Below are 25,375 nucleotides of genomic sequence, written 5' to 3'. Positions count from 1 at the left end.
TCGCATGTCAGCCATGGTGAACCTGCGATCGGGAACACGCGGCCGGCACCTTCAAACCGTTCACTGGAGGCCGCCGCCGGAACTGCTGGTCGTCGCTGTGTTCGCCAGCGTGCGCAGGCCGATCTGGAACATGATCGCGTGGTTCAGGGTGGGCGGCGTCGCGCCTGCGGAATAGCTATACGCGGTTACATAGTTCAAGCCGAGCACAAAACAATCGTCGACGTAGCCGGCACCGAGCACATACTGGTTGATCTTGTTGGCCTCCAGGTCCCAGCGCGCCGAGCCCGTGACCACCCAATTGGCCGCGACCTTGATCGAGCCCGACGTCAGGATGCCCTCGCGGCGGGTCAGATAGCCGAGTTCCGGCTGTGCCGCGTAATTGCCGTACAGCATGCTGACAGACCAGCGGTTGAAGTTGGCGCGGCCTTCCGCCTCGAAGCGCTGGATGTTCCAGGTCTGCTCGTCCATGCGGGAGCGAACGCTGAACGTATAGGTGCTGTTGGGCGAGTAGGCGGCGCTCGCCACGTAGTCGGAGCGCGGCCTTTGCAGGCCGGAATCCACGCCGGTATTGATGGAGTCCTGGACCGCGAAGGAGTTCATGCCGAACAGCTGGTAGGACTGTCCGAACAGCGTCTTGATCGCGCCGCCCCTGTCGAACTGCGTGGTGGACTGCACGCCGACATTGGCGCGGCCGCCGCCCTCGACACGGTCGTAGCCGGAGAACTTGTCGACGCTGAACAGGTTCGAGGCGTCGAACACCATGCTCTGCGCGTCCTCGTTGGGGAGCTTGCCGGCATAGGTCTCGTTTGGCCGGATGATGATCTGCGCGATCGGCTCGATGGTGGTCGAGCCCCAGGGCTGAACGTTGACGAAGGGGTAGCGGTATTCGAGGCCCACGGTCGGCATCAGGCGCAGCGCCTGGGTGTCCCCGGCAGGAAGATAGTTCGACACGCCCGGCTGGTTGGAGACCGAGGAGTTGATCGCGTCGGCGCGGAGAATGGCGAACGGCGTCCAGATTTCGCCGAACGGATCGGTGAAGGACTTGCGCCACTGCGCTTCGGCCGTCAGACGGGTGTAGGTGCCGGGGAAGCCGCGCAGCAGGCACTGCGACGGCGTGCGCGCGAGCGGATCGGCCGACACCGTCGTGCACAAGCCGTTGGTGTTGGCGAGCGTCGTGATCGGATCGAACACCGCGGTGTCACGCGACAGGTTCACGAAATTGGTCTTGTAGCTGAACTCGCCGCCGAAGACCGGATAGTTCAGCACGTTCGAGTAGTCGATCACGGGGTAGACGATCGGCACCTGGCTCTGGTTGCCGGAGTAACTCAGCCAGTACATCGTGCGCGCGTCGAAGAAGCTGCGATTGCCGACACCGGTCAGGTAAAGCTGCGAGAGCGCATCCGTCGGCAGATACAGGAACGAGCCCAGCGGATCGCGATATTGCGACAACCGATAATCCGAGAAGAAATAATAGTCGGACATCAGGACGCCGTCCCAACCCCAGACCCATTTGTCGTTCAGCGCGAACTGACCCTTGGTGTCGACGGCGCCGCGGAACTGCTTGTCGCCGGGCTGGCCGGCGAGCGCGCTCCGATCGAGCTGGTCGATGCCGTAGACGCGGATCTGATAGGCGCCGTCCATCAGGCGCTGGCGGAATTCGGCCTGGAACAGCACGCCCTGCTTGGACGTGATGCGCGGGTTGAAGGTCGCGTCCATGTCGGGCGCGATCGCCCAGTAGAACGGAACCTCGACGCCATAGCCGAACGGCGTATTCGAGGTGAAGCCCGGCATCAGAAAGCCGGTCTTGCGCTTCACGGTCGGATCGGGCGTCGAGAAATAGGGCATATAGGCGATCGGCACGCCGAAGAATTCGAGCTGCGCCGTCTCGAAATACAGCATCTTCTCCTGCTGGTCGTGGATGATGCGCGCACCCTTGACCTGCCATAGCGGCGGCTTCTTCGGATCGTCCTTGCACGGCGCGCAGGCCGTGTAGACGCCGTTCTCGAACACCGTGTAGTTGCCGCTGGAGCGATCGGAGCGGCTCGCCGCCATGCGGGTCTGATCGGCCGTGTCGACGCGCAGCGAATCGACGAAACCGTCACGGTAGTCGTCGGAAAGGTCCAGGATCTCGGCATAGGTGATCTTGCCGTCGGCATCCGTCATGCGGATGTTGCCTTCGGCATGGAGCCGCTTGGTCTTCTGGTCGTAGATGACCTTGTCGGCCTCGACGCTGGTGCCGTTGTAGAACAGCTGGACGTTACCGACCGCGGAGACGCGCGAATTGTTGTAGTCGTAGTCGACCTCGGTCGCCTGAACCAGCATCTGGTTGTCGTTGACGGCCTTCGGCGGCTTCGCACGCGGCGGCAGCGGATTGTAGGTGAAGCTCTGGGCGGAGGCCGGTGCCACGGCGGCAACGTCCATCAGGCCACCGAGCGATGCCACGGCGGCAACAGCAAGCAGGAACCTGCGAATGAACAAGCCACACCCGTTCGCGCGCACCAATGTGCGCCGCGTCAAACGAGACACGGGCCCTCGGTGGACGGCCGTCACTATCCGTCCTCCTGATACAGCAAGGCCAAAAAGCCGGTGAGGCCGCCCACCACCACGGGCAACCACGCCGCAGCGATCGGATGCATCAACTCAGCCTTGCTCAAATCTTCAGTCACTTTCGACAGAACGTAGAGCAGAAAGCCTGCGCCCACGCCACTCAAAACCATCTTCTGCACGCCGCCCATCCGGAAGAAGCGCAACGACACGGAGGCCGCGAGCATCACCATCGCCGCAAGCAAAAACGGCTGTGCCAGAAGCTTCTGATACTGGAGTCGGTATCCGGCTGTCGCGAAGCCCGAGCTTTCGGAAGAGCGGATGTAGCTCGGTAGTTGCCAAAAGGACACAGTCTCGGGTGTGGAAAAGCTGTTGCGGACCTGCGCCTCCGTCAGCGTCGTCGGAATCTCCAGGCTGGCCTGATCGACCGGCGGCGAATCCAGCGAGAAGCGGCGGACGTTCTTGAACAGCCAACGGCCGGCCTCGAGCGTCGCCTCGCGCGCCTCGACCCGTTCCTTGAAGTGCTGTTCTGTGTCAAACCGGAACAGGGTGAGCCCTGTGAGCCGGACGCCCTGCTGTTCGCTTCGAGCTGCGTTGATGATGGTCTGGCCGTCATTGGTGACTTGGTTGAGCCAGAAGCCGGAGGCGTCCTGAATGCCGCCGCCGGGCGCCGAGCCAAACAGCTCGGCTTCCATGCGCTTGGAGAGCTCGCGCAGATTGGCCGACATCGGATTGTAGGCGACGGTCGCGATCACGCCGATCAGGAGCGCGCTTCCGAGCGCCGGCGAGATGAATTGCCATGCGGAGACGCCGGCGGCGCGCGCGACCACGAGTTCGAGCCGGCGGGAGAGGGCGAGATAGCAGGTCATGGCGCCGATCAGCATGCAGAACGGTGTCAGCTTCTCCAACAGCTGCGGTACGCGGAACAGCGAGGTCTCGGCCACCATGACCGCGGAGGCGGATGCGAGCCCTGAGGTCTTGCGCACCATCTCGATGTAATCGACCAGCACCAGCAGCAGGAAAATGCTGGCGAACACGCCGAGCGCCGCGACCACGAAACGGCCGGCGAAATACCGCCCGAGTGTGTTGGTGAGCATGCTCATGCGGTGGCCGGCCGTCCGAACAGCCGCGCGATGCGCGCGTTCGACCTGTTGATGGCCTCCATGAGGCGCGGTGGCGGTTCGACCACGAGGCCACCAATGATGATCGCCAGCCCGATGCCGATGGCACCAATGACCATCGCATATTGAACCAGCACCGCGCCCGGCGATTTCACCGCCATCACCGAGCAGGCGAAGCCGGCCATGCGCAGGCCGAACACGGCGAGGATCGAGGAGCCGATCGAGAAATTGCGGCTCTGGCGCGTGGTGCGAGGCGCACCCAGAAACGCGAAGGTCAGCACGGCAAAGGCGAACGGATAGATCGGCGCCAGCAGGCTGTCATGCAGGGCCGAGCGGAACTGGCCGGGAATCTGCTTGTAGACGGGATCGTCCTCGGACGGCGAGAGCAGCTCCCAGAGATAACGCTCGCGGATGCCGAGGGTGACGTCGCGGCCCTGGCCCGAGAACTTCGACATGTCGAAGCCGTAGCGCCCGAACGCCACCAGCGCCGGATCGCGCTTGCCGGCCTCGAAGCGCTGGAGATTGCCGGTCTCCAGCACCAGGAACGATCCGGTCTCGTTCTTCACGACTTCGCCGTGCTCGGCGACAATCGAGACCCGCTCGTTCGGATCGCGGCGGTCGTCGATGAAGATGCCGGCGAGGATGCCGCCGGGCTGGCGTTCGCGAATCCGGATCGTCAGGTTCTTGTCGAGCTGGGCGAAGCGGCCGGGCTGCAGGATGTTGGTGAGCACGTCGGCGGTGATCTCGGCGTCCCACTGCTTGATCCGCCGCATGCCGTCGGGAGCGAGATAGGCGGCGATGAAGGCGACCAGCAGCGCCACGACGCAGGTGGCGTAGAAGAACGGATAGAACAGCCGGAACGGCGAGAAGCCGGCGGCATTCATCACGATGATCTCGGAATCGGTCGCGAGCTTGTTCAGCGTATGCGAGATCGCGATCATCAGCGCGATCGGCGAGATGATCAGGACCAGCGCGGGCACGACGAGGCTGGTGATGCCGAGGAAGGTCAGGATGGTCTGACCCTGGCTCGTCATCAGGTCGATGCCGCGCAACGCCTGCGTAATCCAGATCACGCCCGTGAGGCTGACCAGGACCAGCGCAAACGACGCAAGCGTCGTGCGGAAGATATACCTATCGATTGACCCCATGCGCTACCGCACGAATCCCACCAAGTCCCCAATGCCGGCCGGAATTCCGGCTGTCCAACCAATCCCCGCAAGGGGATCCCCAAGGTCGGCCAACCATCTCATCCGCCGGCTTACTCTCTCAGTACCATCCCTTTGATCCGTCAACAAAATGGCTGCCCCGTGGCACCCTCAATATATGGTTAATATTTCCCTCGTTGTGGCCCCCCGGCAACGGGGGGTGCTTGGCATCTGCCGGGCCGGTGGCCCATAGTGCGGCACGCTCAGTGAATCGCCGTTCAGCTCTGCCCCCGTGACCGGGACCGCCGATCGGTAAAAGCGCAATGTTTTTGAGGAGTTACTCATGTCCGATGCCATCAAGGTCGGCTTCGTTCCATTATCTGCCGCCGTCCGTGGCATCATGGTCGTGTTCTGCGACGACGCTCTGAAGCTCGGCCCGGCGACCGCAAAGGCGCTCGGCGGCGCCACCGAACTCGTGAAGCGGGCGGCGGCCGCCGCCGCCTTCAAAGGCAAAAGCGGCGCCGCGCTCGACATCCTTGCACCCGAGGGCGTGAAGGCCACCCGCCTGATCGTGATCGGCGCCGGCAAGGCAACCGGCCTGAAGGCTAACGACCTCCTCAAGTTCGGCGGCGTGGCGGCGAGCAAGCTTCCGGTCGGGACGGCGGCCATGACCATTATGGCGGAACTGCCCAATGGCGCCATGACGAGTGAGCAGGCGGTCACGATCGCCTCGGGCCTGCGGCTGCGCACCTACAAGTTCGACCGCTACAAGACCAAGAAGAAGGACGGCGAGGAGGGCGGCTTGCGCGCCGACATCTCGCTTGCGGTCGGCGATGTCGCCGCCGCGAAGAAGGCGTTCGCATCGGCCGGCGCGATCGTGGACGGCGTGATCATCGCGCGCGACCTCGTCAACGAGCCGCCGAACGTGCTTTTTCCCGAGGAGTTCGCGCGCCGCGCAGGCCTGCTCCGCAAGCTCGGCGTCAAGATCGAGGTGCTCGACGTCAAGGCGATGGACAAGCTCAGCATGGGCGCGCTGCTCGGCGTCGGCCAGGGCTCGGCGCGGCCGAGCCGTACCGTGATCATGCGTTGGGACGGCGGCAAGAAGGGTGAGGCGCCGGTTGCCTTCGTCGGCAAGGGCGTCTGCTTCGACACCGGCGGCATTTCGATCAAGCCGGCCGGCAGCATGGAGGACATGAAGGGTGACATGGGGGGCGCTGCCTGCGTCGTCGGCCTGATGCATGCGCTCGCGGCACGCAAGGCCAAGGTCAACGTCGTCGGCGCCATCGGCCTCGTCGAGAACATGCCGGACGGCAACGCGCAGCGCCCGGGCGACATCGTCACCTCGATGTCGGGCCAGACCATCGAGATCATCAACACCGACGCGGAAGGCCGTCTGGTGCTTGCCGATGTGCTCTGGTACGTCGCCAAGAAAACCAAGCCGAAATTCATGGTGGACCTGGCGACGTTGACCGGCGCCATCGTGGTCGCGCTCGGCACCGAGCATGCCGGCATGTTCTCCAACAATGACGAGCTTGCCGAGCGGCTTCTGGCGGCCGGCATCGAGAGCGGCGAGAAGGTCTGGCGCCTGCCGCTTGGCCCCGAATACGACAAGCTGATCGATTCCCAGTTCGCGGACATGAAGAACACCGGCGGACGCCATGGCGGCTCGATCACCGCGGCGCAGTTCCTCCAGCGCTTCGTGGACGGCACGCCCTGGGCGCATCTCGACATCGCCGGTACCGCCATGGGAGCGCCGAAGACCGACATCAACCACAGCTGGGGAAGCGGCTATGGCGTTCGCTTGCTGGACCGTCTGGTCGCTGACCATTACGAGCGCAAATGACCCGAGATGACTGAAGTCCTTTTCTACCATCTGCAAAACATGACGGTGGAGAACGTGTTGCCGCCGCTTCTCGAGAAATCGCTCGAGCGCGGCTGGCGCGTCGTGGTGCAGTCGAATTCGCCGGAGCGCGCCGATGCGCTCGACGCCCATTTGTGGACCTATCGCGACGATTCCTTCCTGCCGCACGCGACATGGCGGGTGAGCGACGCTGCCGATCAGCCGATCGTGCTGGCGGTCGAGGAGGACAATCCGAACGGTGCCAATGTCCGTTTCCTCGTCGACAACGCCGCGCTGCCGCAGGACGCGCAGGGCTATGAGCGCATGGTGCTGCTGTTCGATGGCGACGATCCGGACGCGCTTGCTTTCGCCCGCAGCGCCTGGACGGATTGCAAGGCGCGGGGATTTGATGTCACCTACTGGCAGGCCGACGAGCGGGGCCGGTGGCAGAAGCGGAATTAGCGGTCGCTCGCAATTAATGATAATTTGCACTTTTCGGGTGATGATGGCTTTTGTCACCTTCGTGCCGCAAAGTGGTGTTGGTACAATTGCTTAGGGCCGATCCTTCACTCGGGGAATTTAGTTTATCGTGCGACATCAAAAGCTTCCCAGCTCGCTCATAGTTGCGTTGGTGGCCGTAGCACCGCTGGTCGCGGGCTGTTCGGGGACCGATCTGTTGTCCAGGGATGCCCAGTGGTTCAACACGCCCAGCCGCCTGTTCATCAAAAGCATCTCGATCGAGTCGCCGCCGCTGACACCCGACAAGCCGGTTCGCGCCGAGGATCTGGTCAGCGCCGACGGGGGCTGTGCCGGCATGGCGCCGCCGCCCGGACCGGCCGATGCGAATGCGTCGACGACCGCGCCGGCGCCCATGGGCGGCACCGTCGCGCTCGGTCACACCGAATGCGATGTGGTGCGCGGCATCGGCGCGCCCTCGAGCGTCAACCTCTCCGGTGATGCCGCGGGCAGACGCGTTGCGGTCGTGACGTGGACGAGCGGTCCGCGTGCCGGCATCTACACCTTCACGTCCGGCCGCCTGTCCTCGATCGAGGGCACGCCGGAGGCGCCGGTCATGCCGAAGGCGACCAAGCCGAAGCCGAAGAAGAAGTCGGCGGCGTAACACGGGTCGGCCTTTTACCCTGATGCTGGTTGCGGCTATCGATGCGATCAGCCGCGCATGCTTGCCCCCATCGTCAAGCGGCTTTGCATCCTTGATTGCGATGGCGGAGGCGTGAACCGCTATCTCTCCGCTCGCACCCGCCGGCGATCTCGTTCGCGAGTTTCGACATCGCGGGATGCCGACCTTCGCCCAAAGCGCCTTCATTGCCTCGGGCCGCGTTCTTCCGCGCGCGTTGAAAATCACGGGGGCGTTACGCGTGATCCGTGATCACGCGGTTCGTGATCAGCGAGCCTTCACGTCCGCTGTCGAAAACTGCCCCGAAGCAAAACTGGAGGAAATCTCCAGAATAATCACGCGCGTCTCAAGCATCGGTTCAAGAACGTCATGTGCGCGAATGCTACGCACCGAGGGGAGGGGCTAGGTCGGAAGGATCATTTGGATGTCCATTACCTCTGTGTTTTCCCCCGTTACGGGGCAGCTCACCATTTTCGGCGACAGCGCGAATAACGGCCTCGTGATAAGTCGCGACAAGTCCGGCCGCATCCTGGTCAATAACGGGCACGTGAAAACGGTTGGTGGCGAACCCACGGTCGACAACACCACTGCGATCGACATCTTCGGTCAAGGCGGTGACGACACGATCACCGTCGACGAGTGCCACGGACCGATGCCCGCGGTGCACATCTTCGGCGGCGACGGCAATGACAAGATCACGGGCGGCTCGGGAGCCGACCTTCTGTTTGGTCAGGCCGGCAACGATTTGATCAAGGGCGGCGGCGGCAACGATCTGCTGTTCGGCGGAGCGGGTAACGACGTCCTGGATGGCGGCAGCGGCGACAACCAGCTGTTCGGTCAGGCTGGCGACGATGTCATGATCTGGAATCCCGGCGGCGGCACCAACCTGTTCGAGGGTGGTGAGGGCAACGATACCGCTCAGGTCAACGGCAACAACGGCGCCGAGACCTTCACGATCGCGGCGAACGGCACCCGCGTGCGGCTCGACGGGGCGGGCGCGGCGCCGTTCTCGCTCGATATCGGCACGACGGAAAATCTCGTCCTGCACGGCGGCGGCGGCGACGATGTCATCACCGCGGGCAACGGACTCGGCAGCCTGATCTCGCTGACGCTCGATGGCGGCGCCGGCAACGACAGGATCATCGGCGGCGACGGCAACGACCTCATCATCGGCGGCAGCGGCGACGACATCGTCAGCGGCGGACGCGGCAACGACGTCGCCCAGCTCGGGAGTGGCGACGACACTTTCATCTGGAATCCCGGCGACGGCAGCGACACGGTCGAAGGCGGATCGGGCAGCGACAAGCTGCTTTTCAATGGCGCCAACATCAACGAGACCATCAACATCTCGGCCAATGGCGGCCGAGTGCGCTTCACTCGCGATGTCGCCAACATCACGATGGATCTCAACAGCGTCGAGCAGATCGAATTCGATGCGCGGGGTGGTGCCGACAACATCATCGTCGGCGACCTCACCGGGACCGGCGTCAAACAGGTGCTGGTTGATCTCGGAGCCGTTCCAGGAGGGACGCAAGGCGACGGCGCCGCTGATACGGTGACCGTCAACGGCAGCAACGGCAATCAGCAAATCGAGGTCACAGCCACGGGCACGACGGTCACGGTCACGGGGCTGCCGGAGGTCGTGACGATCGCAAATGCAGAGGCCGGCAACGACCGGCTGGTCGTGCAGGCGCTCGGCGGCAACGACGTGATCGATGCATCCACGCTCGGCGCGGCGATCGGGCTGACCATCGACGGCGGTGCGGGCAACGACACCATCACCGGCAGCCAGGGAGCCGATACCCTGATCGGCGGCGAGGGCAACGACAAGGTCACTGGCGGCCGCGGCAATGACGTCGCGCTTCTCGGCGCAGGCGACGACATCTTCACGTGGAATCCCGGTGACGGCAGCGACACTGTCGAAGGTGGCACGGAAACCGATACGCTGGTGTTCAACGGCGCCAATGTGGCCGAGACCATGTCGATCTCGGCGAACGGAAGCCGTGCGCTACTCACCCGTGACGTCGGTGCAATCGTCATGGACCTCGCTGGTGTCGAGCACGTGCAGATCGCGGCAGCAGGCGGCGCCGACAACATCACCGTCAACGATCTGACCGGGACAGGAATCACGCAGGTTGCCATCGACCTGAGTGCCGGCCCCGGCAGCCAGAGCGGCGATGGAGCGGCGGACCGCGTGACCGTGAACGGCACGAATGGTGACGACAACATATCGGTCGTGACCTCCGGCGGATCGATCGTGGTCAACGGCCTCGCTGCGCAGGTGACGATTGCGCACGCGGACGCCGGTGATGTACTCGGCATCAACGGGGGACAAGGCAATGACGTCATCAATGCGTCTTCCATCAAGGCGGGACAGTCGTTCAGCCTCAACATCAACGGCGGCGACGGCAACGACACCATCACCGGCAGTGCCGGCAATGACATTGTGAACGGCGGACGCGGCAACGATTTCGCCAATCTCGGTGCGGGCGACGACACTTTCGTCTGGAATCCCGGCGACGGCAGCGACGCCGTCGAAGGCGGCAAGGGCACCGACACGCTGGCATTCAACGGCGCCAATATCAGCGAGACCATCAACATCTCGGCCAATGGCGGCCGGGTGCTGTTCACGCGAGATGTTGCCGCCATTGCGATGGACCTGAATGGGGTTGAACATGTCGACTTCAATGCCCTCGGCGGTGCCGACAACATTACGGTCGGCGACCTCTCCGGCACTGGCGTGAGCCAGGTCGACCTCGATCTCGGCGCCAATGACGGCGCCGCGGATACCGTGACCATCAACGCGACCGGCGGCAACGACGTCATCACGGTGACCGAGCACGACGGCATCATCACGGTGTCGGGGCTTGGCCAGGACATCAACATCAGCGATGCCGGCGCGGGCGACAGGATTGTCATCAACGGCCTCGATGGCGACGACGTCATCACGGCTTCCGGCTTGCACGGCGGCATCCAGCTCGTCGCCAATGGCGGCAACGGCGACGACGTGCTGATCGGAAGCCCCGGCAACGACACGCTGGCCGGTGGTGCCGGTGATGACGTGCTGATCGGCGGCGGCGGCCTCGACATCCTGGACGGCGGCACCGGCAACAACGTTGTCATCCAGGGCGGAGCGTTCGCGGCCGCGATGCTGCTCAACCAGGCCATGGCGGCCAGCTTCGTCCCGGCAGGTGAGGGCAACGGCGAGATGCCGCTGCCCGATCCGCACGCGACGCAAAGCCAGGTGCTCGCATCGCCGCAGCACGCCTGAAGCCGGCGGCATCGGCCCGGAGAACGCTCATGATGACGAATGCGGTCTCCTCCGATACGGGGCTCGATGCGTTGCTGACGCTGCTGCATCTGCAAGGTGTCGCGGCCGATCGCGCGCAGCTCAGGCACCGGCTGGGCGCGGCAAGCTTCGGCGCAGCGGATATTGTCCGCTGCGCCAGGTCTCTCGGACTTAAAGCGCGAACCTATCGAACGCAGTGGAGCCGTCTGTCGGACACCCCGCTGCCTGCGATCGCAATGCTGCGGGACGGCGGCTTCATGGTCATCGCAAAGGCCTCCGCCGACAAGGTGCTGGTGCAGTCTCCGGAGGCGCAGCGCCCGGTGCTGATGGATCGCGACGAACTGTGCGCGATCTGGGACGGCGGCTTGATCCTGATGGTCCGGCGCGCCGGCCTGTCCGATCTCGGACGGCACTTCGATATCACCTGGTTCATCGGCGCAATCGGCAAATACCGGCGGCTGCTGGGCGAGGTGCTGGCGACTTCGTTCTTCCTCCAGCTTTTTGCGCTGGTCTCGCCGCTGTTCTTCCAGGTCGTGATTGACAAGGTGTTGGTGCACCGCTCGCTGTCCACGCTCGACGTTCTCGTCATCGGCCTCGTCGTCGTCTCCCTGTTCGACACCGTGCTCGGAATCCTGCGCAATTACCTGTTTGCGCACACGACCAACCGCATCGATGTCGAGCTCGGGGCACGCCTGTTTCACCATCTGCTGGCGCTGCCGATGGCCTGGTTTCAGGCCAGGCGCGTCGGAGATTCCGTGGCCCGGGTCCGTGAGCTCGAGAACATCCGCAATTTCATCACCAGCTCGTCGCTGACGCTTCTCATCGACCTGGTCTTCACCTCGGTGTTCCTGGCGGTGATGTTCGTCTATTCGGCGCAGATGAGCTTCATCGTGCTGGCATCATTCCCGTTCTACATCGCGATCTCGGCCGTGGCGACGCCGCTGTTTCGCCGCAGGCTGGACGAGAAATTCCGCCGTGGCGCCGAGAACCAGGCTTTCCTGGTCGAGAGCGTCAGTGGCATCGAAACGCTGAAGGCGATGGCGGTCGAGCCGCAGATGCAGCGCCGCTGGGAAGAGCAGCTCGCCGGTTATGTCTCCGCGAGCTTCGGTGTCACGAGCCTCGGCAACACGGCAAGCCAGCTGGTGCAGCTCGTCAGCAAGGTCGTCACCGCCGCCATTCTCTATGTCGGAGCCAGACTGGTGATCGGTGACGCCCTGACCGTCGGCGAGCTCGTGGCCTTCAACATCTTCGCGGGGCGGGTGTCGGCCCCGGTGCTGCGGCTCGCGCAGGTCTGGCAGGATTTTCATCAGGCGCGACTGTCGATCGCGCGGCTCGGCGACATCCTCAACAGCGCGGCGGAGCCGGCTTACTCCGCCGCCCGCGCGGGGCTACCGCCGATCCGGGGCAACATCCGCTTCGAGCACGTCTCTTTCCGCTACCGCCTCGATGGGCCGGAGATCCTGCACGATGTCTCGTTCGACATTCCAGCCGGACAAACCGTCGGCATCGTCGGATCGTCCGGTTCGGGCAAAAGCACCTTCGCCAAGCTGGTGCAGCGGCTCTACGTTCCGCAAGGCGGCCGCGTGCTGGTCGACGGAATGGATCTGATGACGACCGATCCGGCAGGGCTCCGTCGGCAGATTGGAATCGTGCTCCAGGACAACATGCTGTTCAACCGGTCGGTGCGCGACAACATCGCGTTGGCCGATCCGAGCCTGCCGATGGATCGCATCATCGACGCGGCGAAGCTCGCGGGCGCGCATGGTTTCATTCTGGAGCTCCCCGAGGGCTACGATACGGTGGTCGGCGAGCGCGGCTCGACGCTCTCGGGCGGGCAGCGCCAGCGCATCGCGATCGCCCGTGCGCTGGTAGGCAATCCCCGGATCCTAATCTTCGACGAAGCCACCAGCGCGCTCGACTATGAAAGCGAGCGGATCATCCATGACAACATGAAGGAGATCGCGAAAGGCCGCACCGTCCTGATCATCGCGCACCGTCTGTCCACCGTCCGCGGCGCCGATCGCATCTTCACCCTGGAACGCGGCCGTCTGGTCGAGGACGGCACGCATGATGCGCTGATCAAGACCGGCGGCCGCTACGCCGCCCTGCATCGTCTCCAGGGAGGCATTTATGAGGTCGGCTAGCACTGTGCCGGCCGCTCGGCCGGAGCAGACCGTGATCCCGTTCCGGAATGGAAAGGGCCGGAGCCCCGAGGAAGTCGCCTTCCTGCCGGCGGCGCTGGAAATCACGGAAACACCGCCGTCGCCGATCGGCCGCGCCATCGCAATGGCCTTGATGATTCTCGTCTGCGCGGCGCTGGCCTGGTCGGCCTGGGGCACGATCGACATCGTGGCGTCCGCAACCGGCAAGGTCGTGTCGAGCGGACGAAGCAAGGTGGTCCAGCCGTTCGAGACCGGCGTGGTGCGCGCCATTCACGTGCAGGACGGGCAATCGGTCAAATCGGGCGACCTGCTGATCGAGCTTGATCCGACCGTGAACGCCGCAGAGCGCGATCGTCTGCACGACGATCTCATGGCCGAGCGGCTCAACGTTGCGCGCCTCCGCGCCGCATTGGCGGGCGGCGAAGGGGTATCCGCCGATCTCGTCGTACCAGAGGACGCCGATCCCATGCTGGTCGCGACGCAACGGCAGCTCCTCGCCAATCAGGTCAGCGAGAACAGGGCCAAGCTCGCGGCGCTGGCGCGTCAAGAAGCGCAGAAGGAGGCCGAACATCAGACGATTGCTGCGACGATTCACAAGCTTGATGCGTTGCTGCCGGTCACCCAGCAGCGTGTCGAGATCCGCAAGACGCTGATGGAGAAGGAGATCGGCTCGAAGCTGACCTATTATGAGACCCTCCAGCTCCAGATCGAGCAGCAGGAGGAGCTTCGCGTCCAGAGCAGCCGCCTGAAGGAGGCCGAGGCGGCCGTCGCTGCGATCCGGGAGACCCGCATCCAGGCCTTGGCCGAGTACAGGAAAAGTCTCTCCGATGAGCTTGCCAAGAGCGAACAGAAAGCCAACGGCGTCGCACGCGATCTGATCAAGGCGCAGCAGAGGACGAGGCTTCAGCAACTGACGTCGCCGGTCGACGGCGTCGTGCAGCAGCTCGCGGTCCACACCGTAGGCGGCGTGGTCACGCCCGCACAGTCGCTGCTGGTGATCGTGCCGACCGATACGCGGCTCGAGATCGAGGCGATGATCTCGAATCGCGATATCGGATTTGTCGAGGCCGGGCAGGGCGCCGCCATCAAGATCGACACTTTCAATTTCACTCGCTACGGGCTTCTCGCAGGCCGGGTCCTGAGCGTCTCGCAGGATGCCATCGTCCGTGACCGGCCGCAGGAGCGCGGGAGCGACCGTGCGCCCGCGACGCAACGCGACAGCAGCGAGCCCAGCGGGCAGGAGTTGAGCTACAGCGCCCGTATCTCGCTCGATCGCACCCAGATGCAGGTGGACGACCGCCTCGTCAACCTGTCCCCGGGGATGGCGGTGACCGTCGAGATCAGGACCGGTGCGCGTACCATCCTGAGCTACCTGCTATCGCCGCTGCAGCGCTACCGGCACGAGATCATGCGGGAGCGATAGTTCCCGCCTGTTGCCGACGAAGCTTCGCGAGGCGCCCGGAGAACCGATCGGGCTTTTCGGCAGCTACACCATGCCGCGGGCGCTCCACTCTCGACGAAGTCGTTTTCGTGTGGCCGCGCAGCCCGGAATGCGTACATAGGAGCAAGCAAAAATTTGGAGGAAACTATGCGGCTCATTGCCCTCGTGTCGGCTCTGCTCTTGCCGTTTGGCGCGGCGCTCGCCCAGGACTATCCAGTCAGGCCCGTCACCATGCTGGTGCCGTTCGCCGCCGGCGGACCTACGGACACCATTGCTCGCCTGACGGCGGCAGGCATGGCGAAATCGCTCGGCCAACAGGTCATCGTGGAGAACGCGCCTGGCGCCGGTGGCACCATCGCGACGACCCGCGCCTCGCGAGCCCAGCCCGACGGATACACGCTGCTGATCCATCATGTCGGCCTCTCGACCGCCGCCACACTATACCGCAACCTCAGCTATGACACGAAGACGGCCTTTGCGCCGATCGGGCTTGTGACCAATGCGCCGATGACCATCATCGCGCGTGCGGATTTCCCGGCCGACACACTGAAGGAATTGGTCGCCTACGCCCAACAGCAGGGCGACAAGTTGACCTACGCCAACGCCGGACTCGGAGCGGCCTCGCATCTCTGCGGGATGCTGTTCATGACGGCGATCCAGAAGCAGCTCACCGCGGTGCCTTACAAGGGCAACGGCCCCATCATGAACGATCTTCTCGGCAAGCAGATCGATCTCACCTGCGACCAGGCGACGAACACGACCGGCCCGATCATGTCGAAGCAGGTCAAGGCCTATGCGATCACCACCAAGGAGCGGCTGAAGAGCTTGCCCGATTTGCCGACGGCTGATGAGGCCGGCCTCAAAGGGTTCGAACTTGGCGTGTGGCACGGCATCTACGCGCCGAAGGGCACACCGCCGGCAGTCGTTCAGAAGCTGACGGCGGCGCTCCAGTCCGCACTTAGGGATTCCGCGCTGATCGCCCGGTTCAACGACATCAACACGGAGCCGGTCCCGCAGGAGAAGGCGACGCCGGAGGCGCTGGCCGCGACGCTGGCGAGTGAAGTCGACCGTTGGGCTCCGATGATCAAGGCCGCCGGCCAGTTTGCGGACTGAGCCATTCCTGCGCAATTTGAGCCGACATCGCTCCGTGGGCGCGCTAAGCCAACACGGTAAAGAACTGTCTATTCAAGAGCTAATTACCGGGTAGCAAAATACCGGTACTGTGCATGGGGTTGTTTTCGCGATTTTGATGTCGGCCCGGTCGTGGAGCTTCAACCCGCCGCCGCGTCGAACTGCGTGCTCGCCTCGAGCCACTGCTCCTCGGCGCGCGCGAGCGCGTCGGCTGCGTTCGCGCGTGCTTTCGACAGTTGCGCGGCCTGCTTGGGATCGCGGGTGAAGATGTCGGGCAGGGCGAGCGCAGTGTCGATCTTGCTGATGATCTCGCTGACGCGGGCGATCTCGGATTCGGCTTCCGCGATACGTTTCTTCAGCGAACCGCGATTGTCCGATCTCGGGCGCTGCGACTTCTCGCTCGCCGCGTTGCGCTCGCGCGGGGCGGGCTCGCCATTGCGCGCGGACAGCACCAGGCGGCGATATTCGTCGAGGTCGCCGTCGTAATTGGTCACGGTGCGGTCGGCGACGATCCAGAGTTGGTCGGCGCAGGACTCGATCAGATAGCGGTCGTGCGAAACCATGATGACGGCGCCGGGGAATTCGTTGATCGCTTCCGCGAGCGCGGCGCGGCTGTCGATGTCGAGATGGTTGGTCGGCTCGTCCAGGATGATCATGTTGGGGCCGAAGAAGGTCGCAAGCCCCAGCAGGAGCCGCGCCTTCTCGCCGCCGGACAATTTTCCGACCTTGGTGTCGGCCGCCTTGCCGGAGAATCCGATGGCGCCGGCGCGTGCGCGCACCTTTGCCTCAGGCGCTTCACCCATCAGCTTGCGGACGTGGTCGTAGGTCGAGGCATCCTCGTTCAATTCGTCGAGCTGATGCTGGGCGAAATAGGCAATCGAGAGCTTGTCGGCGCGGGTCACCTTTCCCGAGAACGGCGCGAGGCGGCCGGCGAGCAGTTTCACCAGCGTCGACTTGCCGTTGCCATTAGAGCCGAGCAGCGCGATGCGGTCGTCATTGTCGACGCGCAAGGTGACGCGGTTAAGGACGGGCGTGTTCGGATCGTAGCCGACCACGACGTTGTCGGCGGCGATGATCGGCGGCGATAGGATTTTCTCGGGCGCGGGAAAGCTGATCTCGCGCACATCCTGGGTGACCAGCGCCGTGATCGGCTTCAGCCGCTCCAGCATTTTGACGCGTGATTGGGCCTGGCGGGCTTTCGAGGCCTTGGCCTTGAAGCGATCGACGAAGGCTTGCAGGCGCGCCCGTTCGGCTTCCTGGCGCTTGACCGCTTTGGCATCGAGCATCTCGCGCATGGCGCGTTGCTCCTCGAAGGAGGAGTAGGTGCCTTTATAGAGGGTGAGCTTGCCGCGTTCGAGATGCAGGATCTGGTCGACCGAGCTTTCCAGCAGGTCGCGGTCATGGCTGATCACGATTACGGTGCGCGGATAATGCGCGAGGTGATCCTCGAGCCACAGCGTGCCTTCGAGGTCGAGATAGTTGGTGGGCTCGTCGAGCAGCAACAGGTCGGGAGCCGCGAACAGCGTTGCGGCAAGCGCGACGCGCATGCGCCAACCGCCGGAAAATTCGGCGCAGGGGCGGAGCTGGTCGGTGGCGGAGAAGCCGAGGCCGGAGAGGATGGCTGCGGCGCGGCTCGGTGCCGAATGCGCGTCGATGTCGACCAGCCGGGTCTGGATCTCGGCAATCCGGTGCGGGTCGGTCGCGCTTTCGGCCTCGGTGAGCAGCGCGTCGCGTTCGAGGTCGGCCTTGAGCACGACCGAGATCAGGCTCTCGGGGCCGTTCGGTGCTTCCTGCGCCAGGCTGCCGACGCGCCAGCGGGGCGGCAGGGTCACCGTGCCGTGCTCAGCCGCAAGCTCGCCGCGGATCACCTTGAAGAGGGTCGATTTGCCGGTGCCGTTGCGACCGACCATGCCGACGCGGGATCCGGGCGTGATCTGCACGGAACTCTGGTCAATCAGAAGGCGTCCGGCGAGGCGGATGGAGAGGTCGGTGATCGAGAGCATGCGGCCTTGTCACCGCAGCCGGGGTCAAACGCAACCCCGTTTTTCCGTGTCCGCAAGCCGGTTCTTGTGAAGTCAGTGCGAATCGCGGTCGCGCTGCTTCAGCTCATTGAGGAGTTGCTCGAGGTGCGTCGGCAGCCTGGCTTCGGGCCGCAGGCTCTGCTGGAGCCGTTCACCCACCGCATCGCGGATCGAGCGGCTGGTGCGCCGGTCGATTTGCTCGCTGTCATCGGCGAAAAGGCTAACCATCGCAGGGTTCCGTGTTCTCATAGAAGCGACACGGTACCAAGTCCTTGGCCCCCAAATGGTTTCGCCACTCGCGGCGATTGCGCGGTATTCTAGCAAAAATTGTGTGAAGCCGTGCAATATTCCGCTCCGAATACAAAGCCCCGGCGCTGGGGGACGCCGGGGCTTCGCTCGGAAGGTACCTTGGGGGGCACAGGTACCCTTGGTTGGTGCTCTTGGAAAGGTGCTGTCGGGCTCAGTAGCAGCGGTTGATCATCCGCCAGCGGGGTCCCCAGGGGGTCGGGACCAGCCGGCGCACATAGCAGCCGCCATAGCCGTAGGAGACGACGGGGCCGCGGGCATAAAAGCGCGGTCCACCCCAACTGTGGCCGTGGTGCCAGCCACCGCCGCCATGCCAGCCGCCGCCATGCCAGTGCGCGGAGGCGGAGGTCGGGGCCAGCGCGGCACCGAGCGCGACCACGGCGACCGCGGCGAGCGAAAGTTTCCTCAACATGGTGATCTCCTCAAAACTGCCGGCGCGGGGCTATCGCGTCGATGGAAAGGCCGCCGAAACGGTCCGCCTCGGGCAGAGGCTTTGGTTTCGATGGACCTGAGGTTATCCGAGCGAGGCTGAACCAAACCCTGACGAGGCCTTCAGATTGGGTTCATCTGGGTGAAATCGTTGTAATCCATGTTGGAATTCGGCGCCTGGCCTGCGGCGAAGCGCCCGCGAGTCGGTTTTGGCGGTCGCTTGCCGTATGGCGAAGGCGCCGATATAAGCCCGGCAACTCCGAACCACCGTTTTCTCTTCAAGGACATGATCATGGCCATCGAACGCACCTTCTCGATCATCAAGCCCGACGCCACCGCGCGTAACCTCACCGGTGCGGTTAACGCCGTGATCGAGAAGGCGGGCCTGCGCATCGTCGCGCAGAAGCGCATCCGCATGACCAAGGAACAGGCCGAGACCTTCTATTCGGTCCACAAGGCGCGCCCCTTCTTTGGCGAGCTCGTGGACTTCATGACGTCGGGCCCCGTGGTGGTGCAGGTGCTGGAAGGCGAGGGTGCCGTCTCCAAGTATCGCGACGTGATGGGTGCGACCGATCCGTCCAAGGCGGCTGACGGCACCATCCGCAAGCTCTACGCAAAGTCGATCGGCGAGAACTCCGCGCACGGTTCGGATGCCCCGGAAACCGCCGCGATCGAGATCGCACAGTTCTTTTCGGGCAACGAGATCGTCGGCTGATCCGTCAGCCGATAATTTAACGAGACGCGGCGAAAGGACGTAGTGTGAACTGGCTCTGGCAGATCTTCGATCCCGCTACGATCGGGGCATTCTTCACCCAGTTCCGCGTTGAGATGGCCGAACCGACCTTCTGGGTCGCGGTCGGCAAGATCATCTGGATCAACATCCTCTTGTCCGGCGACAATGCGCTGGTGATTGCGCTCGCCTGCCGCGGCCTCAAGCCGCGGCATCGGCTGTGGGGCATGATCTTCGGTGCCGGCGCCGCGGTGCTGCTGCGGATCATCTTCACGGGCATCGTCGCGAGCCTGATGGAGCTACCGTACCTCAAGCTGGTCGGCGGTCTAGCGCTGATCGTGATTGCGGCAAAGCTGCTGGTGCCGGAACAGGAGGACGAGGACGGGGTCGAGTCGGCTTCGCATCTTTGGCAGGCCGTGCAGATCGTCGTCGTTGCCGACATCGTCATGAGCCTGGACAACGTCATTGCTGTGGCCGCGGCCGCCAATGGCAGCGCGCCCTTGCTGGTGCTCGGTCTTGCCATCAGCGTGCCCTTGATCGTCGCCGGTGCGGCGCTGATCATGGCGCTACTTGCAAAGCTGCCGGTTTTGGTGTGGGCCGGCGCGGCGCTACTCGGCTGGATCGCGGGCGAGGTGATTGCGACCGATCCCGGCATCGCGCCGAGGCTGCACACGCTGTTCGACGGTCCGTTCGGCGCCTCGCTGGACAACATGCTCGGCGCCTTGCGCATCCCGCCGCAATTCGCCCATGGCGGCGGAGGCGGCGAATATCTCTGCGCAGCTCTCGGCGTCGTCGTCGTGCTGGTCGTCGGCTCCATCTGGCGCCGCCGCAGCATGAGCGCGGCCGCTCTGGAGTCCTCCGAACGCCACGCCAAGGCATCGGCGGAGTGATCTCTGCGGCAGCCTCCGTCCGCACCAAGCCTGTTGTCGCTTACGGAAGCCGCGCCGGACTGGAACGGCGCAGCATTGCCATGGCGATCCTTCCATAATTAGACGTTGTCTTATTCTAAAGTACTGAAAACAAAACCGTTTTCGTTGACTCGGTGACTGTTCCCGCTGCACGTCGCTCCGGTATTCATTTAATCAAACCGGAAGCTGTTAAGAGATGCCGCCGAGAGTCACTTGCCGCCCTGTTGCTGTTCTTGCTGTTGCCTTCAGATCCCGACCGAGGATCTCCAGACCGACAGCTTTCGCGGCCTCTGTGATTTCCATCGCCTTGTTCAGCGACGGCTTGCTTCACGGCAGCAACGCGCAGAGCGCTGTGCCGGAGACGGAGCGGGCGACAACGTTGCCGGCGGTGACCGTTACGGCAGACGTGCCGAAGCAGCGCGCACGCGCACGTTCCAATCCCGGCCGAAGAGCAGCCCGCGGTAGCTCGCCCGCAGTTGGGCGGGTCACGACGCAAGCGGAAGGAACTCCCGCAGCCCCGAAGCCCGGCACGCCGCCGCCGGCCTATTCAGGCGGGCAGGTGGCCCGCGGAGGGCAAATTGGCTTGCTGGGCAACAGGGACTTCATGGACACCCCGTTCAACATCACCAGTTACACGGCGAAGAAGATCGAAGATCAACAGGCCACCACGGTCGCCGACGTCGTCAGCAACGATCCCTCGGTCCGTTTCACGGGCCAGACCGGTGGCATTCTCGACTCCTTCTTCATCCGCGGCTTTCCGATCGGCGAGGGGAATGTCGGAGAAATTGCCTTCAATGGCGTCTATGGTGTTGCACCAAACTACCGTGTGTTCACCGACTATGTCGAACGCATCGAAATCATCAAAGGCCCGACCGCGCTGCTTTACGGCATGGCTCCGAACAGCAGCGTCGGCGGCACCATCAACATCGTTCCGAAACGCGCAGGTGACGTCGATCTCACGCGGGTTACCACCGACTACGCGACGAACTCCCAGTTCGGCACGCATCTCGACGTGAGCCGACGGTTCGGCGAGAACCGCGAATTCGGAATTCGCGTCAATGGCAGTTATCACAACGGCGATACGCCGCTCGACAACCAGAGCCGCCAGGCGCATGTCGGCTCTGCGGCGTTCGACTATCGCGGCGAGAAGTTCAGGGCTTCGCTCGACTTCATCGACCAGGAAGAAAAGTTCGACGCGCCCGCAAGGCCGTTTCTGGTCGCGACAGGCGTCGCTGTCCCGACCGCTCCGGTCGGGAGGCGCAATGTCACGCAGGCCTGGGAGTTCGCCAAGGTCCATGACAACTCGCTGCTAGCACGCGCCGAATACGACGTGACCGATTCCGTGACGGTGTTCGCCGACGGCGGTGGCGGCAGGACCCAGGTCGATCGTCTGTTTGGTACGCCGACGATCCTGAACTCGGTCGGCAATACCAGTTCGACACCCGGCCGCTTCAAATTCGATATTGACAGGAACGTCGCCGACGCCGGCGTGCGCGCCCGGTTTGGGACCGGTGCGATCAATCATGCCGTGAGCTTCCAGGGGAGCTACTACACCGATCAATTGTCGCGAGGTTCTGTTTCCGGCTCGCCGGTGCTGTCCAACATCTATGCTCCGGTCGCCCGTCCGGAGCAACTCGTTCCGGCTCCCGCGACTGTTCCAAAGCTTTCCGATACCGAATTGACCGGCCTCGCGCTGGCCGACACCTTGTCGGTCTTTCAGGATCGCATTCAGCTGACCGTCGGCGTCCGGCAACAAGGCGTGAAGTCGAACAACTACAACACCGCCACGGGTGCCGTTAGCGCTGCTTACGATCAAACGGCGCTCACGCCGATGGTTGGTCTGGTCGTCAAGCCCTGGAGCCACGTCTCCCTGTACGCAAACTACATCGAAGGACTGAGCAAGGGGGATGTCGCACCAACGACGGCGAGCAATTCCGGAGAAGTTCTTGCACCTTATTTCAGCAAGCAACACGAAGCCGGCGTCAAGATCGATTTCGGCATGCTGGCCACCACGATCAGCCTGTTCGAGATCACCAAGCCATCGGGGCAGTTGGGTGTCGACAAAGTCTTCCGGGCCGACGCCGAACAGCGCAATCGCGGCCTGGAGTTCACGGTATTCGGAGAGGTGCAGACAGGCCTTCGCGTGCTTGGCGGCGTGACGCTGATCGACCCGGAGCTGACGAAGACGAGCACGCCTTCCAATCTCGGCAAGACGCCGATCGGTGTGCCTCAGGTGCAAGCCAATTTGTCCGCCGAATGGGACACCCCATTCGCGCCCGGGCTGACGCTGGTCGCAAGCACCATCTATACGGGATACCAGTATCTGGATGCGGCAAACACGCAGGTCGTTCCGGCGTGGACGAGGCTCGACCTCGGTGCCCGCTACAACACGCGCATCAACAACCGGCCTGTCACGTTGCGGGCGCTGGTCCAGAACGTGTTCGATAAAAATTACTGGTCGGGCGTGGCAAGCTTCTCCGCGCTCTCACAGGGGGCTCCGCGGACCCTGCTGTTGTCGATGTCCACGGATTTCTGAGTTGAAGCGGCCTGGACGCGTAAAGCGCAAGCTTCTCTGGGCTCACCGATGGCTCGGGTTGACCAGCGGCATCGTCGTGGTGCTGATAGGCCTTACGGGAAGCTTCATCGTTTTCTATCGGGAAATCGACGCCGCTCTGAATTCCGCGCTCTACGTCCCCGCCGGCCCCGAACAAAAGGTCACCTTGAGCGAGGTGATGCGCGCCGCCGCGGCGGCGGATACCGCGCCGATTTCCACAATCCTGGCTCCGGACCGGACTTGGCCGGTCTGGGTCGTGATACACGCACACGAAACCACTACAGGTCGATACCCCAATCGCTGGACGACCATGGTCGATCCATCGAACGGGAAGGTTCTCGGACGACGTGACTACATAAACGCGTTCGCCCTCAAGGTTTACCGTCTCCACTATACGCTGCTGCTCCATGAGTGGTGGGGCAAGGAGTTGGTCGGCATTGTCGGGTTCGTACTGCTCGGCTTGGCCGTCTCGGGCCTGTTCTTGTGGTGGCCGAAACCGGGGCGGTTCTGGCGCTCGGTATCGGTGAGCAAGGACGTTTCGCTTCTTCGATTTGTTTTCGACGTCCACGGCATGGCTGGTTTTTGGGCGCTGCTCGCGCTCACGATGATCTCGATCACTGGTGTCGGGATCATTTTTCCTGGCGTAGTGCGTCCCATTGTTGGGCTCGTGTCGCAACCGACACCCGATCCTTCGCCGCGGATCGAACTGCCGGCCGCAGGGACGCCGCAGCTCTCAGCCGATGCGATCGTGCGAATCGTGCAAGCGGCCAGGCCGGATACGACGATTGCCATGTTCAATCCGCCAACCGAAACGCGCAACACCTGGCGCGTGCAGTTCCGGGCCGAAGGCGCTGATCCCGCGGTACGTGCGCGGGGGGCGATCTGGCTCGATCCATGGAGCGGCGCGGTGGTGCACGATCGCACTTCGGGCGCCACGTCGATGGGCGATCGCTATCTGGCCGAACAGCTCTGGATCCACAACGGTGCGACGTTCGGACTCGTCGGGCGTCTGTTCGTCTTCGCAGCCGGCTTCGCTCCCCTCGTTCTGTTCATCAGCGGCGGGATCATGTGGCTCAAGAAACGTCCGGGCAGGATCAGGTTAGGCTAGCCGATCTACCGCCGGACGATCGAGCCGGCGCGGTTGATCAGCCGGGCGAGCGCGCGGAAGCGGCTGCCGACGCGATCCGCGACGAGGTCGCCGAGGCGGTGCTCGAACACCAGCAACAGCTTGCGGCCCAGGCTGCGGAAATGCGTCGCGGGTAAGACGCCCGGACGCGCCGCCGAGATTAGATGCGCGACGCGGAAGGCCGCGCCCAGCAGGCGGGCGCGTTCGAGCTGCGCCGGCGTCAGCAGCTCCTGCATGGCGACGGGCGGCTGGTTTTCCTCGCTGAGGCCCGCATAGCGATAGAACACGGACAACCCGACGAAGGCGCGCTCGGTGTGGGTGATCGCGCCGAAATTGCCGTTGACGACGAGGCTCAGCGTCTGCTCGCCGCGATGGTCGGGATGCACGCGCCAGCCGATGTCGGACAGCAGGCACGCGGCGTGGCGGAGGCGGCGGTCCTCCTGGGTCTCGCGCAGCTTCACCACGCGCGCGAGGCGGTCGGTCCAGGCGATCAGTTCGCGCGCATGCTTTGCCGAACGCGACAGCAGCTGGTTCAGCTCTTCGGCCGCGCAGATCAGTCCGTCCTTGTTGCGTTCGGAGTCCGGCAGCTTCTCGTGCAGCAGGCCCTCGCGCACGCCGAAGGTCGAGAACACGATGGTCTTCGGCTTCGCCACCCGGATGATGTGCTCGAGCACCAGTGCGGCATAGGTGAGGAGCGGGCGCCGGGCATCGGCGACGATCTCGATGTCGGCGAGCATGCCCGCGGCCGCAAGCCGGCGAAGACGACGCGAGAAGTCGAGCGCCTCGGCAGCCGAAATCGAATAGCCGTGCATCACCTGGAGCGGATAGCCACTCTGGATGATGTGGATGCGCGCAAGCGCGCGCCAGGTGCCGCCGACCGCGTAGAAGCTGCGGCCGCTCCCAGCCTTGAGCTGCGGCACCCCGTCGAGCGCTTCGCGCACGATGCGGTCGGCGCGTTTCAGGGATTTATGCGCGAGGTCCTGCAGCGCGAGGCCGCCGAGTGGCAGCGTCACGCCGCTGCGCACGGTGTTTTTGCGCACGTCGATCAGTTCGAGCGAGCCGCCGCCGAGGTCGCCGACGATGCCGTCGGGATGATGGATGCCGGAGATCACGCCAAGCGCCGACAGCCGCGCCTCGCGCGGGCCCGACAGGATCTCGATCTTCACCGCGCAGATGCGCTCGGCTTTCGCGATGAAGTCGGGGCCGTTGGAGGCGTCGCGGCAGGCGGCGGTCGCAATCGCAAACACCCGCCCGACCTGCATGACCCGGCACAGCGCACGGAAGCGCTTGAGCGAGGTCAGCGCCTTGTCGACGGCGTCAGGCGCGAGCAGTCCCGTGCTCTGCACCTCGCGCCCGAGGCCGCACAGCGTCTTCTCGTTGAAGATCGGAATCAGGCTCCGCGTCAGTCCCTCGTAGACGACGAGACGGACCGAGTTGGAGCCGATGTCGATGACCGCGACGCTCGAGCCGCGCTTGCGCGGCCGCTTCACGTC

At 64.1% G+C, this 25,375-nt stretch carries 19 protein-coding genes; 11 read left to right on the top strand and 8 right to left on the bottom strand.

What is annotated here, in order from left to right; genetic code table 11:
- Positions 1 to 60: 60 nt before the first annotated feature.
- The 3 genes from GWG67_RS00375 to lptF are packed head-to-tail and all read right to left on the bottom strand — an operon-like array spanning position 61 to position 4,813.
- On the bottom strand, positions 61 to 2,550 hold the full coding sequence (locus tag GWG67_RS00375) for an LPS-assembly protein LptD (RefSeq protein ID WP_275167198.1): 2,490 nt from the start codon (positions 2,548 to 2,550) through the stop codon (positions 61 to 63).
- The gene (gene lptG / locus GWG67_RS00370; protein ID WP_275167197.1) at positions 2,550 to 3,647 is read right to left on the bottom strand and encodes an LPS export ABC transporter permease LptG; all 1,098 of its coding nucleotides are present in this window, start codon (positions 3,645 to 3,647) and stop codon (positions 2,550 to 2,552) included. The genes GWG67_RS00375 and lptG overlap by 1 nt, the downstream gene beginning before the upstream one ends.
- Entirely contained in the window at positions 3,644 to 4,813 is a 1,170-nt protein-coding gene (gene lptF / locus GWG67_RS00365) for an LPS export ABC transporter permease LptF (protein WP_275167196.1), read from the bottom strand. The genes lptG and lptF overlap by 4 nt, the downstream gene beginning before the upstream one ends.
- A 340-nt stretch (positions 4,814 to 5,153) precedes the next feature.
- Here lptF and GWG67_RS00360 point away from each other — a divergent pair, with 340 nt between their 5' ends.
- The 7 genes from GWG67_RS00360 to GWG67_RS00330 all read left to right on the top strand — a co-directional run bounded on the left by GWG67_RS00360 (position 5,154) and on the right by GWG67_RS00330 (position 15,790).
- Positions 5,154 to 6,653 (top strand): leucyl aminopeptidase, encoded by a 1,500-nt coding sequence (locus GWG67_RS00360; protein ID WP_275167195.1) that lies wholly within the window; start codon positions 5,154 to 5,156, stop codon positions 6,651 to 6,653.
- Between the two features lie 6 nt (positions 6,654 to 6,659).
- The gene (locus GWG67_RS00355) at positions 6,660 to 7,112 is read left to right on the top strand and encodes a DNA polymerase III subunit chi (protein ID WP_275167194.1); all 453 of its coding nucleotides are present in this window, start codon (positions 6,660 to 6,662) and stop codon (positions 7,110 to 7,112) included.
- Positions 7,113 to 7,278: 166 nt separating this feature from the next.
- Positions 7,279 to 7,770: a hypothetical protein gene (locus GWG67_RS00350; protein WP_275167792.1), complete on the top strand. Its 492-nt coding sequence runs from the start codon at positions 7,279 to 7,281 to the stop codon at positions 7,768 to 7,770.
- A gap of 439 nt (positions 7,771 to 8,209) precedes the next feature.
- On the top strand, positions 8,210 to 11,056 hold the full coding sequence (locus GWG67_RS00345) for a calcium-binding protein (protein ID WP_275167193.1): 2,847 nt from the start codon (positions 8,210 to 8,212) through the stop codon (positions 11,054 to 11,056).
- A gap of 29 nt (positions 11,057 to 11,085) precedes the next feature.
- The gene (locus GWG67_RS00340; protein ID WP_275167192.1) at positions 11,086 to 13,218 is read left to right on the top strand and encodes a type I secretion system permease/ATPase; all 2,133 of its coding nucleotides are present in this window, start codon (positions 11,086 to 11,088) and stop codon (positions 13,216 to 13,218) included.
- Positions 13,205 to 14,659, top strand: a complete 1,455-nt coding sequence (locus GWG67_RS00335) for an HlyD family type I secretion periplasmic adaptor subunit (protein WP_275167191.1) — start codon at positions 13,205 to 13,207, stop codon at positions 14,657 to 14,659. The genes GWG67_RS00340 and GWG67_RS00335 overlap by 14 nt, the downstream gene beginning before the upstream one ends.
- A gap of 165 nt (positions 14,660 to 14,824) precedes the next feature.
- Positions 14,825 to 15,790, top strand: a complete 966-nt coding sequence (locus tag GWG67_RS00330; protein WP_275167190.1) for a tripartite tricarboxylate transporter substrate-binding protein — start codon at positions 14,825 to 14,827, stop codon at positions 15,788 to 15,790.
- Positions 15,791 to 15,948: 158 nt separating this feature from the next.
- On the opposite strand, the gene GWG67_RS00325 is transcribed toward GWG67_RS00330, so the two are convergent.
- The 4 genes from GWG67_RS00325 to GWG67_RS00310 all read right to left on the bottom strand — a co-directional run bounded on the left by GWG67_RS00325 (position 15,949) and on the right by GWG67_RS00310 (position 18,864).
- The gene (locus tag GWG67_RS00325) at positions 15,949 to 17,811 is read right to left on the bottom strand and encodes an ABC-F family ATP-binding cassette domain-containing protein (protein WP_275167189.1); all 1,863 of its coding nucleotides are present in this window, start codon (positions 17,809 to 17,811) and stop codon (positions 15,949 to 15,951) included.
- A gap of 72 nt (positions 17,812 to 17,883) precedes the next feature.
- On the bottom strand, positions 17,884 to 18,057 hold the full coding sequence (locus tag GWG67_RS00320; RefSeq protein WP_247434138.1) for a hypothetical protein: 174 nt from the start codon (positions 18,055 to 18,057) through the stop codon (positions 17,884 to 17,886).
- 232 nt (positions 18,058 to 18,289) lie between these two features.
- Positions 18,290 to 18,547 (bottom strand): sulfur globule protein precursor, encoded by a 258-nt coding sequence (locus GWG67_RS00315; RefSeq protein WP_275167188.1) that lies wholly within the window; start codon positions 18,545 to 18,547, stop codon positions 18,290 to 18,292.
- Between the two features lie 140 nt (positions 18,548 to 18,687).
- Complete coding sequence (locus GWG67_RS00310; protein WP_275167187.1) at positions 18,688 to 18,864, bottom strand: hypothetical protein; 177 nt, start codon at positions 18,862 to 18,864, stop codon at positions 18,688 to 18,690.
- Between GWG67_RS00310 and ndk the strand changes: the two genes are divergently transcribed.
- From ndk to GWG67_RS00290, 4 genes are all read left to right on the top strand, one after another.
- Entirely contained in the window at positions 18,857 to 19,279 is a 423-nt protein-coding gene (gene ndk, locus GWG67_RS00305) for a nucleoside-diphosphate kinase (protein WP_275167186.1), read from the top strand. The genes GWG67_RS00310 and ndk overlap by 8 nt on opposite strands.
- A 44-nt stretch (positions 19,280 to 19,323) precedes the next feature.
- Positions 19,324 to 20,184: a TerC family protein gene (locus GWG67_RS00300; protein ID WP_275167185.1), complete on the top strand. Its 861-nt coding sequence runs from the start codon at positions 19,324 to 19,326 to the stop codon at positions 20,182 to 20,184.
- Between the two features lie 622 nt (positions 20,185 to 20,806).
- On the top strand, positions 20,807 to 22,738 hold the full coding sequence (locus tag GWG67_RS00295; RefSeq protein ID WP_275167791.1) for a TonB-dependent siderophore receptor: 1,932 nt from the start codon (positions 20,807 to 20,809) through the stop codon (positions 22,736 to 22,738).
- 1 nt (position 22,739) lies between these two features.
- Complete coding sequence (locus GWG67_RS00290) at positions 22,740 to 23,864, top strand: PepSY domain-containing protein (protein WP_275167184.1); 1,125 nt, start codon at positions 22,740 to 22,742, stop codon at positions 23,862 to 23,864.
- A 5-nt stretch (positions 23,865 to 23,869) separates the two neighbouring features.
- Here the strand turns inward: GWG67_RS00290 and ppx are convergent, their stop codons facing one another.
- Positions 23,870 to 25,372 (bottom strand): exopolyphosphatase, encoded by a 1,503-nt coding sequence (ppx, locus tag GWG67_RS00285; protein ID WP_275167183.1) that lies wholly within the window; start codon positions 25,370 to 25,372, stop codon positions 23,870 to 23,872.
- Between the last annotated feature and the right edge of the window lie 3 nt (positions 25,373 to 25,375).

The sequence above is a fragment of the Bradyrhizobium sp. CSS354 genome (assembly GCF_029051725.1).
Taxonomy (GTDB): Bacteria; Pseudomonadota; Alphaproteobacteria; order Rhizobiales; family Xanthobacteraceae; genus Bradyrhizobium.
Note: the sequence above shows the minus strand (reverse complement) of the source record. Positions and strands in the feature narration are given on the sequence as shown.